This window comes from Streptomyces sp. NPDC039609 (assembly GCF_055596705.1).
On record NZ_JBVIUJ010000001.1, the window covers coordinates 864,987 to 877,375 of the forward strand.

Sequence of the window (12,389 nt, forward strand, 5' to 3'; positions counted from 1 at the left end):
GGGCATGACGCACACGATCGACACGACCGGCACGCCCGGGCCGGAGCGGCAGGCTCCGCGCCTGCGGGCGGAGGACCTGACGCTCTGCTACGACCAGCGCGTCGTGGCCACCGGTCTCGGAGTCGACATCCCGGACCGCTCCTTCACGGTGATCATCGGGCCGAACGCCTGCGGCAAGTCGACCCTGCTCACCGCGCTCGCGCGGATGCTCAAGCCCCGAGCCGGGCAGGTCTACCTCGACGGCGCCGCCATCGCGTCGTACCGCTCCCGTGAAGTCGCCCGCAGACTCGGCCTGCTCCCGCAGTCCTCCACGGCGCCCGGCGGAATCACGGTCGGCGACCTCGTGGCCCGCGGACGCTATCCCCACCAGCGGATGCTGAAGCAGTGGTCCGCCGAGGACGAGGCGGCCGTGGTCGAGGCGATGCGGCAGACCGGCGTCCTCGACCTCGCCGACCGGCCCGTCGACGACCTCTCCGGCGGCCAGCGCCAGCGCGTCTGGCTGTCGATGGTGCTCGCCCAGCAGACATCCATCCTGCTCCTGGACGAACCGACGACCTTCCTCGACATCGCCCACCAGGTCGAAGTCCTCGACCTGTGCGCGGAGTTGCACGCACGCAAGGGACACACCATCGTCGCGGTCCTGCACGACCTGAACCAGGCCTGCCGCTACGCCACCCACCTCATCGTCATGAAGCCCGGCGGCACGGTCGCCGCCGAAGGCCACCCCGCTCGCGTCATGACGGCCGAGCTCGTCCAGGACGTCTTCGGACTCCCGTGCCGGATCATCAAGGACCCGGAGACGGGAACGCCACTGATGGTGCCGGCCGCGCCGAGACGGTACGAGCCGTCCGAGCCGGTCGCCGGTGGCGCCGACGCGATGACGGTTGCCGAATCCTCCTAACCCAGGGACGGACCTCTCATGCTCTGCACGAGGCTGACCAACGCACACATCATCACCATGGACCCGGACCATCCCGTCGCACACGACCTGGGCATCTGGCGGGGCCGTATCGTGGGCCTGGACGAGGCCGTCACCTCGCTCCCGGCACGCGAGGTGATCGACCTCCAGGGTGCCACCGTGGTGCCCGGGTTCATCGACAGCCATGTGCACCTGGCCTGGACGGGGTTGAAGGCGAGCACGCCGAGCGTCGCACCCTGCGAACGCGTCGAGGACGTGCTGGCGATCGTCGACGAGGCCGCCTCCCGCAAGGCCTCGCCGGGCGCGTGGGTGGACATCGCCGGGTACGACCAGAGGTCCCTGGGCCGCCATCTGACCGCGAGGGAACTGGACCGGGTCAGCCACGGTCGCAAGGTGTTCATCATGCACGACTCCGGACACGCCTGCGTGGTCAACAGCGCAGTCCTGGACATGCTTCCGGCCGACATCCCGCACCAGGACGGCTTCCTGGCGGAAAGCTCCATGACCGCGGCACGGCGGCTGCGCCTTCCGTACGCGCAGACCGAACTCGCCGACGCGATCGAGCACGCCGCCCGAGTCTGTCTCTCCGAAGGAGTGACCGCCTGCGCCGAGGCCGGCATCGGCGGGGGCCTGCTGGGCCACAGCCCCGTCGAGCTCGGCGCCTACCAGTTGCTGCGCGACCAGGGCCGACTGCCCTTGAGGGTCCAGCTCATGGCGGCCGGTGACACCTTGAGGCCGCTCGGCGCCCACGCGGACGACGGCATCCCGCGCGCCCTGGACCTCGGGGTGCGCACCGGCTTCGGCGACGACTGGCTCTCCCTCGGAGCCCTGAAGATCTACACCGACGGCGGCATGATGGCGCGTACGGCCGCCCTCACCTCCCCGTACGAAGGCACGTCCCACACAGGCCAGTTGCAGGACGACCCCGACCGTCTGGCCGACCTGATCGTCGACGGACACCTCGCCGGCTGGCAGCTGGCCGTGCACGCCATCGGCGACCGGGCGGCCGACCTCGCCCTGGACGCACTGGAGCGGGCGCAGCGCCTCCGTCCCCGACCGGAAGCGCGCCATCGCATCGAACACGCCGGCCTGATCCGCCCCGACCAGCTCCCACGCATGGCCCGCCTCGGAATCAGCGCCGTGATCCAGCCCAACTTCCTGCGCTACTTCGGCGACGACTACGCGACGATCATGGGGGAGGAGCGAGCGGCCTGGATGTACCGCGGTCGCGCGTTCCTCGACCACGGCGTCACCCTCGTCGCCAGCTCCGACCGGCCCGTCACGGACGGCGCGCCGCTGCGCGCCATCCAGTTCATGGTGGAACGTGCCTCCACCTCAGGCCGGATCATCGGCCCCGACGAGACCGTCACCGTCGACGAGGCCCTCCGCGCCTACACCGTCGCCGGTGCCTACGCCTCGCACTGGAACGACACCGCCGGCACCCTCACCCCGGGCAAGCGCGCCGACTTCGTGGTCCTGGGCGACGACCCGCACCGGGTGGATCCGTCGAGGATCGGGGACATCGAGGTCGTGTCGACGTTCGTGGACGGCCGGAACGCGACGGACGGCTGGAAGGCGTGAGTACACGGCCCGTGGGCGCCCGATGTCGCCGGAGCGGGTGTCCGTAGCGCCTGCTCCAATACCCTGTGTGCGCCCGACCCTGGGTGCGTACAAGGGGGAACGCCGATGCGACACGGACTTCGCGCTGCCATGGGAGCGGCGGCACTGCTGCTCACGGTCTCGACGGGCTGCTCGGGCGGTGACGGCAGCCCTGCCGCGCCGGCCGCCTCCGGCAGCTCGGCCTCGACCGTCGCGCCGTCTCCGTCGCCTCCGGACCTGACCGAGGTGATCGACCGCACGCGTACCGAACTGATCGCCTCGGTGGGCACGGGAGCCGACGCCCCCGGCCGGCAGGGGCTGATGCTGGTGGAGGCGTGGCCGGACGGCGCCGCCTACGCCTGGGAGACCCGCGACCGGCGCCTGTGCTCGGCCACGGTCGCCGTGACCTCGGTCCGGGTACGGAGCTGCGCCCACCGCCCCCTGGACCCGCCCGTCCGGTCCCCCAGGGGAGTTCAGGCGGTCTACACCCTCTTCACCGACGGCTGGGTGCAACTCTTCGCCGCCGACCACCAGGAGGTGACCTCCGCGGCCTGCGGCGACACGCCCGTGGAAGTACGCCGGGTCGGCACGGTCGCGAGCGGGGCACGGACGCTGTACGCGGTGTGGTTCCCGGACTACACGAAGGGCAGCCTCGCCCTGTCGCTGAGCCATGACGGCGCGGCATCCGAGGCCCTGTTCGACCTCGGCCCGGCCGGGGACCACGCCTGCGTACCGACCTCCTGAGCACCGCACGCCGGCCGGGCCCGCCACCGCGCTGCCCCGGACGCAACGCCGGAGCGCGAAATCCCGTGCGACACAACGACGTTCATGCAACTCGCACGGGTGTACGTGTAGCGTGAACAGCACTCCGCAGTTGCTGATGCATGTGCAAAGGGGGGACATGTCATTCGAAGAGGAGTGGGCGCAGCTCAGGACCGAAGCCGCCCGCAAGCAGGACGCGTCCATGCAGCTCGCCTCCACAGGAGGCGGGCCCACGAGGCCGCCCAGCCTGATGGATATGGATCTGGGCCTGACGGACGGCCCGATACGGACCAAGGCATCCGGCATTCGCACGGCGAACTCCGATGCCAAGGACAAGTCCAAGCTCGATGACGCGGAAGCGGTGGGGAAGATCCACTCGGGATGGGTCGCCGGCCCCGCGAGCAACGACTGTGTGACCGCCTGGCAGAACCGGCTGCACGAACTCAGCGACCTCGTCGAGGACGCTGCCGCCGCCCTGACCACCGCCATGGACAAGCAGATCAGCGACGACGGCTCCACCGCCCAGCGACTCAGGGCGCAGGCCGACTGGCTGGAGGACGCCTGATGGTCTCCGTCAACGAACTCAGCAGCGCCAAGCCCGACAAGTGGCGGGCCGCCGCCGACGACGCGGTCGCAGCCGCGAAACAGTGCGAAGGAATCGGGTCCTACGCCCGGGACGAGGTCGCGTCCACGCTCCGCCAGTGCTGGGTGGGTGACACCGGAACGGCCGCCCGCACCCGGTTCGTGAAGCACGCCGACGACTACGAGGCGGCGGCTCTGGCCCTCAGAGCCATGGCACGGGCCTACGACGACCTGGCCGTCGACATCACCGACGCGCAACGGGATCTGACCAGCGCACTCGACTACGCCCGCACCCACGAGTTGAAGGTCGACGACAGCGGACGGGTCCAACTGGCCAAGGCCGTCGCCGTTCCCGCGGGCAGCACCGAACACCTGGAACCGGTACGCCACGCCCAGGGCATCATCGACGACGCCCTGTCGAAGGCGACCCGCGCCGACACCGAGGCAGCACGCGCCCTGCGGACCGTCGAGGGGCTCACCGCCATCACCGACCCGAAGCTCGTCAAGGAAGCGCTCAACAGCGGCAGCCCGCTGAGCATCGCCCTGCGGCTGTCGGGCGGCCTCGACGGGCTGCATCCGATCAACGTGTCGCCGGCCCAACTGGCGGCGGTGGAGCGTGCCGCCCGCGAGACCGGCATGAGCAAGCGGCTCCTCCTCGCCATCCTGTGGCAGGAGCAGCAGTGGTACCAGAACCACAACCCCAGCCTGCGCGGACCGCTCAGCTCCTTCGGCCGGTTCTTCGACTGGACTCTTCAGCAGACCATCAAGCCGGACAAGTCGCTCGGCATCACGCACATGAAGCTGGAGACCGCGAGGACGGTCATCGAGAACAACAGGGAACGCTTCACGCTCGCGGACGGCACATACCTGGGCGACCTCGACGACTCCCAACTCACCAAGTACATAGAGGAGAATCCGAACGAGGACGTCCGGCTGAGCGCCTACCACCTCAAGCAGCTCCAGGAGCAGCCCTACGGCGCCGACACCGACAAGCAGCTGTTCACCCTCTACGCCGCGGACACGCCGGACGTCCGGGAGAAGAACGAGCAGCACGGTGACGAATCCGGGGCCCGAGGCGGCGACATCAAGATCCGCGGCGAGAACTGGGACAAGATCCAGCCCCATCTCGACGACGCGATGGCGTGGGAAGCACTGACCGACGAAGAGCGGTCCCAGGCGATCAAGCAACTGGAATCGGACACCCCCGCAGGACACCATGTCTCCATCGAACCGATCTACGAGGCGGGCGGCCCCACCACAGGCACCGGCAGCGGTGAACCCGAACCGGGCACACCCTCACCCAGCCCCAACCCGCCACCGACACCGCCCGGGAACGACTGAGCACATGAAGAAGATCACCCTCGCCCTCGCGGCCGTCGCGCTCACGGTCGGCCTGACCGCGTGCGGCCCGGCGGAGACCGGCGGAGGATCCCGCCCGAAGACGCCGATGCCCACCGGCGTTCCGACCGGGCCCGAGTACGCCACGGCGGATGCCGTGATGAACGCGATGGGCACGGGTGGCCTCGAGTGCAAGCTGCTTCGCCGCGCCCAGGCCAACTTCGGCTCGGGACTCGACTGCATGGCGGAGGTCGACGGAGCGGAGGTGGAGAACGAGATCCATGTTCTCGATCCGGCGAGGTTCAGCCGCGACGACATCGGCGACTCCATCGCCGGCCGACGCCAACCCCCGTACAGCCACACCATCGTGGCCGCGGGCAACTGGTACATCTGGGTCAGAAACCCGGACTACGCCCCCCAGGTCGCCAAAGCGCTGCGGGGCGTGGTCCTGAAGCCCCTGGGGGAGAGCAAGAGCTGAGAGGCGTCCTCGTTGGTGGGCGGCCGCGCAGGTTCGCAGGCGCCGGCCCCCACCAGCGGGTGGCGCACAGCACGCGCCGCCGTCGTGTTCGCCTGAGTACCCGTACTCATGTGCCCGTCCGCGCGATTGGGCATGGTGGCGGCCATGACCCGACCCTCCATGGGATCCGACCGTACCGGCGACCACGAAGACAGGGGCGCCGACATCGGCGCAGGGTGCGGGCTGATGTTCTTGAGCTGATGCCCGAGCAGCCCGGCATCGTCGTGGGGTGCCGTAGCGGCGGCGACAACAGCGAGTGCGCCCACACCGGGGGATGAAGCCGCCGACGGCAGTGGCCACATGCCGCCGCCCCGGCACAGGCGGCTCAGCGTCCGTACGTGTCGCGGCAGAGGCTGACGATGCCGGGTGAGACGACACCGTCGGCCTGGCGGCACAGCGATCGCATTCCCGGCGTCTGCTGAGGCGTGCGCTTCGGTGTCGACTTGCGTTGCTTCTTCGGCGCGGGTGCGGAGGGCTTCACGGGCTTGCGGTGAGTCGTCTTCCTCCGCTGAGGCTGGTCGGGATGGACCGGGCGCCGGGGCGGCGCGCTCCGGTGCTGCTGCTTGTCGGGTTCGGTGGACTCGAGAGCCTCGCGTGGCGGGGCCTGCCGGGGCGCGGGCCACTCCGCCACCGGCGCCGGAGGGCGTACGGCGGCGGGTGCGAGGTCGGCTGGGCGTGCCGGAGGCGCCGGGGGCGGGGTCCGGGGGAGGGAGACACATCCGGTGGTGATCAGGAGCGCGGCCAGGAGAAGAGGTGCGGCGGTGCGGCGAGGGTGCATGCGCCCACGCTGCCTGACCTGGCGCTGTTCGTGTACGACGCCGGGCATCGGTCCACCGTGACGAGTGAACGGAGGACCCGTCGGCGCACCGCAGACGGACACCGCCCTCTGGCCGACCTACAACATGACGTGCTTGACCTGCGTGTAGTCCAGGAGTCCGGACATGGAGAGGTCACTGCCGTAGCCGGAGTGCTTGACTCCGCCATGGGGCATCTCGGAGACCGTCGTGCCGTGGGTGTTGACCCAGACGATCCCGGTGTGGAGCGCCCGCGTCGCGCGCATCGCGCGGTCGTGGTCCCTGGTCCAGACGCTCGCGGCGAGGCCGAAGCGGACGTCGTCCGCGAGGTGGAGGGCCTCGGCCTCGTCGGTGAAGGGCTGGACGGTCACCACCGGGCCGAAGATCTCCTCCTGGACGATCTCGTCGCCCTGGCGCACACCGGCGACCACCGTGGGTTCGTGGAAGAAGCCCGGGCGTGGGACGTGCCCGCCGCCGGTGACGACGTCGGCATGGGCAGGTACGCGGGCCAACAGGGCCTGGACCGCAGCTAGTTGTGACGCACTGTTGAGCGGTCCCAGGTCCGTCCCGACGCGGAGTTCTCGCGTCGCCGCCACAAAAGCCGCCAAGAACGCGTCGTGGATCCGTTCATGGACCAGGAACCGAGTCGGGGCGGTGCAGTCCTGGCCGGCGTTGTAGAAGGCGACCGCGGCGAGGGCCGACGCGGTGGACTCGATGTCGACGTCGTCATGGACGATGACGGGCGCGTTGCCGCCCAGCTCCAGGTGGACCCGCTTGAGCCCCGCCGCCGCGGCGGCAGCGATCTCCCGGCCCGCACGGACGCTGCCCGTGACGGCGATCAGGGCGACGGAGCGGTGGGCGGTGAGGGCCCGGCCCGTGTCGCGGTCGCCGCAGACCACGTTGAGGACGCCCGGTGGCAGATGGGCCGCCGCGATCCGGGCCAGCAGCACGGCGGAGGACGGGGTGGTGTCCGCGGGCTTGAGGACGCTGGTGTTGCCGGCGGCGAGGGCAGGTGCGATCTTCCACGCCGCCATCATCAGCGGGTAGTTCCAGGGGGTGATCTGCGCGCAGACCCCGACCGGTTCACGGCGTAGCAGTGACGTACGGCCCTCGGTGTACTCCGACGCGGCGGCGCCCGGCAGGTTCCGGGCCGCTCCGGCGAAGTAGCGGACGGTGTCGACGATCGCGGGCAGCTCCTCGGTCCGGAACTGCTCGGGCGGCTTCCCGGTGTCCCCGCACTCGGCGACCGTCAGGGCGTCCGCGTGCGCCTCGATCGCGTCCGCCACGGCGAGCAGGGCGCGCTGCCGGGTGGCCGGAGTGGTCGTGGACCACTGCGTGTACGCGGCCGCCGCCGCGGCGCAGGCGGCGTCCGTGTCCGCCTGGCCGGAGCGCGGCGCGTGGCCGTGCACACGCCCGGTGGAGGGGTTCACCAGCTCCATCGTCCCGCCGGAGACGGAGGGGCGGTCCTCGCCCCCGATGTGGTTCTCCAGAGTGTCAGCCACGGCGCAGCGCCTCCTCGGCGGCGGCGCGCCCGGTGCGGACCGCGCCTTCCATGTAGCCCGCCACCCACTGGTCGGAGCCGCAGACGTAGAAGGGTGGTTCGTGTGTGCCGTGCCGGGGGCCGACGGCCATGACGTCCCCGGGCGTCCACTGGGTGACGTACCCCTGGGTCCACGGGTCGGTGCCCCACAGCCGCAGGTACGTGGCGAGGGGCCGGTGCGCCTCCTCGCCGTAGAGCCGGGCGACGTCGGCGAGGAGTTCGTCCGTGCGCAGCGGGCCGGGCACACCGAGCAGGACACCGTAGCGTTCCGGCGGGACCAGGGACGAGAGAATGCCGTCGCTCTGCGGCCAGGTGCTGCCGAGGACACCTTCGCACTCCGAGAGGCCGCTGAGACCGCGGTCGCGCCAGAAGGGCCGGGCGTAGGCGGCGGTGAACTTGGCGGCGAGGGCGTGGCGTTGGCGGTGGAGCGAGGCGAGGCGCTCGTCGGTCACGCCGGTGACGGCGACCGAGCGGAGCGGGCCGACCGGGAGGGCGCTGACGACGGCGTCCGCCGTGAGTGTCTCGCCACCCGCGAGGCGGACCGTGCAGCCACCGGGCCGGCGGACCGCCACAGCCTCGACGGGCGCACCCGTGCGTACCCGGCCCTCGAGCTCCGTCGCCATGCGCAGGGCGACCGTCGCCGATCCCTCGGCCACACGCAGCCCCTCCCACGCCTCGTAGTCGTAGTGCCCGGGCCCGGGCACGGCCGCGTGCTTGCGCAGGGCGGCGAGCAGGGAGGCCCGTTCGTACGAGCCGTCGGCGAGGGCGAGTTGGCCGATCTCCCAGAGACGTACGACCGCCGGGGTCGCGCCCTGCGCGCGCAGCCAGTCGCCGACCGACAGCCGGTCGAGAGCGGTGGCGTCCGGGTGGGACCACGGGTCATCGGGGTCGACGCTGCCCGCGAGCGCGGAGAAGTCGGCGGTGACCTTCGTGTGGCAGGCGTGGTCCCCGGGACCGAACCAGTGGGGCGGGTCCCCGGCGGAGATCCCTTCCGGGGTGGCGCGGACGAGGTCGCCGGGCTCGGCGACGTAACTGGGGACGAGGGTGAGGCCCAGCTCCGCGGCGAGGGCGATGTAGGCGGTGTGGGCCCGCCCGACCACCTCGCCGCCGAGCTGGACGAGACGGCCGTCGGGCAGCGCGGCCTGTTCGACCCGGCCGCCGACGCGGTCGCGGGCCTCGACGACGAGGACGTCGGCTCCGCCCGCGGCGAGGTCGCGTGCGGCGGCGAGGCCGGCGAGCCCGGCGCCGAGCACGATGACGTCGTGGTTCATGGGGTGTTCTCCGATCGGTGCCAGGGGCGGGGCGGGTCAGTCGAGGACCAGGCAGTGTTCGGGCTTCCAGCCGATCTCGACCTGCTCGCCGCCGCTCCAGCGGTCCTCCATACGGGAGCGGAACGTGTTCTGCTCCAGTACGTGCACGGTGATGCCGGGGGCCAGTTCGATGAGATAGGTGGTGGTCGGGCCGGAGTAGACGGTCTCCCGTACGACGCCGGTGACCTTGGCCATGCCCGCTTCGAAGTCGGAGAGCCAGATCTTCTCGGGGCGGAGGGAGAGGCTGACCCGGCTGCCGTCGGCGACGCCGGTGCGGGTGCCGACCGGCAGGGCGGGGCCCTGGTCGAGTACGACCTCGCCGGAGCGGTAGGTGCCGGGGACGAGGTTGGAGGTCCCCAGGAAGGAGGCGGTGAAGCTGCTGGTCGGCCGCTCGTACACGTCCTCCGGCGTGCCGCACTGCTCGATACGTCCCTCGTTCATGACCGCGAGTCGGTCCGACATGGTCAGCGCCTCGTCCTGGTCGTGGGTGACGAACAGAAAGGTGATGCCGACCTCGCGCTGGATCTGCTTGAGCTCGACCTGCATCCGGCGACGGAGCTTCAGGTCGAGGGCGGCCAACGGCTCGTCGAGCAGCAGGACCTGGGGACGGTTGACCAGGGCGCGGGCGAGGGCGACGCGCTGGCGCTGACCGCCGGAGAGCGTGGGCGGCTTGCGGTCGGCAAGATGTCCGAGCTGGACGAGATCGAGCATGTCGGCGACCCGTTGGCGGGTCTCGGCGCGCGCGATGCGCTTGCGCTTGAGGCCGAAGGCCACGTTGTCCGCGAGCGAGAGGTGGTCGAAGAGGGCGTAGCTCTGGAAGACCGTGTTGACATTGCGCTTGTTGGGCGGGAGGCCGGTCACGTCGTCGCCGCCGAGCAGAACGCTGCCCTCGGTGGGGTCGGCGAAGCCGCCGATCATGCGGAGCAGGGTCGTCTTGCCGCAGCCGGAGGGGCCGAGGAGGGAGAAGAACTCGCCCTGGGCGATGTCGAGGCTGATGTCACGGACGGCGTAGGCGTGTGCGGGGCTGTCGGGGGAGGCATGGGTGGCGGCGGGCGCGCCGGCGTACTGCTTGCTGACCCGGTCGAGCCGGACGGCGGGGTGCGGGTGCATGGAGGTCACTTCCCGGAGAGCAGGTCGAGGCCGCCGCGCCGGCCGAAGAGGCGCGGGATGGCGAGCGCGAGGACGATGAGTCCGATGGAGCCGGCCAGCATGAGGGTGCCGACGGCGTTGATGGTCGGCTGGACGCCGAACCTGATCGCCGAGTAGATGCGGACCGACAGGGGCTGCGGGTCGACGCCGGTGGTGAAGTAGGCGAGGACGAAGTCGTCGAAGACGAGGGCGAAGATCAGGACCGCCGAGGCGAGGATGCTGGGGAGCAGCGCGGGCAGCGTGACGAGGCGCAGTGCCTGCCGGCGGGTCGCACCGAGGTCCATCGCCGCTTCCTCGATCTCCGGGTTGAGGGCGGCGATGCGCGAGCGCAGGATCACCGTCACGTAGGAGATGGAGAACGTGATCTCGGCGAGCATCACGGTCGTGGTCGACAAGGTGATGCCCAGGCCCTTGAACAGGAGCATCGCGGCGACACCGGTGACGATCTCCGGGGTGATCAGCGGCACGAGCATGACCAGACCGGCGAAGGAGCCGAGCCGGCCTCGGCTTCGGACCAGACCGAGCGCCAGAGCCACGCCGAGGACCAGCGAGCCGGCCATGGCGACGAGGGAGACCTGCAGGCTCATGCCGAGCGAGTCGAGGAGCACGTCGTCGCGGAGGAACGCCCCGTACCAGCGCAGGCTGACGTCCTCGAAGACGGTGAGGGACTTCTGCGAGTTGAAGGAGAAGAGGACGACGACGCCGACGGGGAGGTAGAGGAGGGCGAAGAAGAGCGCGGTGACCGCGATGGCGAAGCGCGGCCGGCGTTCGGCTCCGCGGCGCGCCACGGGCTTTCGGCGGACGGGGGGAGGGGCGCTCGGGGGCGTGACGGGAAGCTTCGTAGGGGCTCCGGCCGGCGGGTCCGGCTGCGGGTCCGACGGGGTGTTCGCCAGGTCGGGTTCTGGGTCAGCGGTGGTGTTCGCCGGGTCGGGTTCTGGGTCAGCGGGGGCGTTCGCCAGGTCGGGCTGCGGGTCCGCCGTGGTGTTCGCCGGGGGAACCTGTCGCGTCATCGGGCCGCCTCCGCCTCGTCCTTGCGGGTACGTCGCAGATAGCCGAGCATCCCGAGGAACAGGACCGCCATCAGCAGCATGGTCAGGGCCGACCCGAGGGGCCAGTTCTGGCCCTGGAAGAACTTGTCCTGGATCAGGTTGCCGATCATGATCTGGTCGGGACCTCCCATGAGTTGGGCGCTGACGAAGTCACCCATGGCGGGTAGGAAGACGAGGACGCAGCCGGCGGCCGCGCCCTGCCGGGTGGCGGGGACGGTGACGAAGAGGAAGGTCCGCAGAGGACCTCCGTACAGATCGCGTCCGGCCTCGATGAGCGAGGTGTCCATGCGTTCCATGGCCGCGTACAGCGGGATGATCATGAAGACGACGAATCCGTAGACGAGTCCGGCGACGACGCCGACGCCGGTCTGCAGGATCCTTGTGCCGTCGTCGGCGACGCCGATCGCGCGCAGTGCCCTCAGCAGCGGCCCGTCGTCGGAGAGAACGACGGACCAGCCGTACATCCGTACCAGGTAGTTGGCGAAGAACGGCACGACGATCGCGGCGATCAGCAGGTTCTTGAAGCGTCCGCCGCTCATCGCGATGGCGTACGCGACCGGGTAGGCCACGGCCAGGCAGATGACACAGGTGATGAGCGCGTAGCCGAGGGAGCGCAGCAGGACGGTGCGGTACGCCGGGTCGGCCAGCGCGGCGATGTTGCCGAAGTCGAGTCCGAAGTGCGGGTTTCCGAGCGGGTCCGTGGTGCCGAACGCGAGGGTGGCCACCAGGATCAGCGAGGCGACGAGAAAGGCCGTCATCCACAAGGTGCCCGGCAGCATCAGCCAGGTCCACAGCCGGTCCGGCCGTCGCCGTCGATTGCGCAGTTCCAT

At 70.8% G+C, this 12,389-nt stretch carries 12 protein-coding genes; 6 read left to right on the forward strand and 6 right to left on the reverse strand.

Translation table 11 applies throughout. The features are described from left to right. The first annotated feature begins 4 nt into the window (after window positions 1–4). From ACZ561_RS03790 to ACZ561_RS03815, 6 genes are all read left to right on the forward strand, one after another. A complete protein-coding gene (locus ACZ561_RS03790; RefSeq protein ID WP_470990056.1) occupies window positions 5–901 on the forward strand; it encodes an ABC transporter ATP-binding protein in 897 nt (298 codons plus the stop codon). 18 nt (window positions 902–919) lie between these two features. Next, window positions 920–2,500 carry an amidohydrolase gene (locus tag ACZ561_RS03795; protein ID WP_470989244.1) on the forward strand — a complete coding sequence of 527 codons (1,581 nt, stop codon included), beginning with the start codon at window positions 920–922 and terminating at the stop codon, window positions 2,498–2,500. A gap of 105 nt (window positions 2,501–2,605) precedes the next feature. Further along, window positions 2,606–3,262, forward strand: a complete 657-nt coding sequence (locus ACZ561_RS03800) for a hypothetical protein (RefSeq protein ID WP_470989246.1) — start codon at window positions 2,606–2,608, stop codon at window positions 3,260–3,262. Window positions 3,263–3,419: 157 nt separating this feature from the next. After that, a complete protein-coding gene (locus ACZ561_RS03805) occupies window positions 3,420–3,845 on the forward strand; it encodes a hypothetical protein (RefSeq protein ID WP_470989249.1) in 426 nt (141 codons plus the stop codon). Then, entirely contained in the window at window positions 3,845–5,203 is a 1,359-nt protein-coding gene (locus tag ACZ561_RS03810) for a hypothetical protein (RefSeq protein ID WP_470989252.1), read from the forward strand. The genes ACZ561_RS03805 and ACZ561_RS03810 overlap by 1 nt, the downstream gene beginning before the upstream one ends. 4 nt (window positions 5,204–5,207) lie before the next feature. Further along, window positions 5,208–5,678 (forward strand): hypothetical protein, encoded by a 471-nt coding sequence (locus tag ACZ561_RS03815; RefSeq protein WP_470989254.1) that lies wholly within the window; start codon window positions 5,208–5,210, stop codon window positions 5,676–5,678. A gap of 364 nt (window positions 5,679–6,042) precedes the next feature. Here ACZ561_RS03815 and ACZ561_RS03820 read toward each other — a convergent pair whose 3' ends face one another. The 6 genes from ACZ561_RS03820 to ACZ561_RS03845 all read right to left on the reverse strand — a co-directional run bounded on the left by ACZ561_RS03820 (window position 6,043) and on the right by ACZ561_RS03845 (window position 12,389). Then, on the reverse strand, window positions 6,043–6,495 hold the full coding sequence (locus tag ACZ561_RS03820) for a hypothetical protein (protein WP_470989257.1): 453 nt from the start codon (window positions 6,493–6,495) through the stop codon (window positions 6,043–6,045). Between the two features lie 117 nt (window positions 6,496–6,612). Next, entirely contained in the window at window positions 6,613–8,013 is a 1,401-nt protein-coding gene (locus tag ACZ561_RS03825) for an aminobutyraldehyde dehydrogenase (RefSeq protein ID WP_470989259.1), read from the reverse strand. Continuing rightward, a complete protein-coding gene (locus ACZ561_RS03830) occupies window positions 8,006–9,322 on the reverse strand; it encodes a flavin monoamine oxidase family protein (RefSeq protein ID WP_470989262.1) in 1,317 nt (438 codons plus the stop codon). The genes ACZ561_RS03825 and ACZ561_RS03830 overlap by 8 nt, the downstream gene beginning before the upstream one ends. Before the next feature lie 36 nt (window positions 9,323–9,358). Further along, window positions 9,359–10,471, reverse strand: a complete 1,113-nt coding sequence (locus ACZ561_RS03835) for an ABC transporter ATP-binding protein (RefSeq protein WP_470990059.1) — start codon at window positions 10,469–10,471, stop codon at window positions 9,359–9,361. A gap of 5 nt (window positions 10,472–10,476) precedes the next feature. After that, window positions 10,477–11,298: an ABC transporter permease gene (locus tag ACZ561_RS03840; protein ID WP_470989265.1), complete on the reverse strand. Its 822-nt coding sequence runs from the start codon at window positions 11,296–11,298 to the stop codon at window positions 10,477–10,479. 218 nt (window positions 11,299–11,516) lie between these two features. Then, a complete protein-coding gene (locus tag ACZ561_RS03845; protein ID WP_470989267.1) occupies window positions 11,517–12,389 on the reverse strand; it encodes an ABC transporter permease in 873 nt (290 codons plus the stop codon).

Bases quoted from the DNA above. Each gene is read 5' to 3' on its own strand.
- ACZ561_RS03790 (WP_470990056.1), top strand. From the start codon at position 5: ATGACGCACACGATCGACACGACCGGCACGCCCGGGCCGGAGCGGCAG.
- ACZ561_RS03795 (WP_470989244.1), top strand. From the start codon at position 920: ATGCTCTGCACGAGGCTGACCAACGCACACATCATCACCATGGACCCG.
- ACZ561_RS03800 (WP_470989246.1), top strand. From the start codon at position 2,606: ATGCGACACGGACTTCGCGCTGCCATGGGAGCGGCGGCACTGCTGCTC.
- ACZ561_RS03805 (WP_470989249.1), top strand. From the start codon at position 3,420: ATGTCATTCGAAGAGGAGTGGGCGCAGCTCAGGACCGAAGCCGCCCGC.
- ACZ561_RS03810 (WP_470989252.1), top strand. From the start codon at position 3,845: ATGGTCTCCGTCAACGAACTCAGCAGCGCCAAGCCCGACAAGTGGCGG.
- ACZ561_RS03815 (WP_470989254.1), top strand. From the start codon at position 5,208: ATGAAGAAGATCACCCTCGCCCTCGCGGCCGTCGCGCTCACGGTCGGC.
- ACZ561_RS03820 (WP_470989257.1), bottom strand. From the start codon at position 6,495: ATGCACCCTCGCCGCACCGCCGCACCTCTTCTCCTGGCCGCGCTCCTG.
- ACZ561_RS03830 (WP_470989262.1), bottom strand. From the start codon at position 9,322: ATGAACCACGACGTCATCGTGCTCGGCGCCGGGCTCGCCGGCCTCGCC.
- ACZ561_RS03835 (WP_470990059.1), bottom strand. From the start codon at position 10,471: ATGCACCCGCACCCCGCCGTCCGGCTCGACCGGGTCAGCAAGCAGTAC.
- ACZ561_RS03845 (WP_470989267.1), bottom strand. From the start codon at position 12,389: ATGGAACTGCGCAATCGACGGCGACGGCCGGACCGGCTGTGGACCTGG.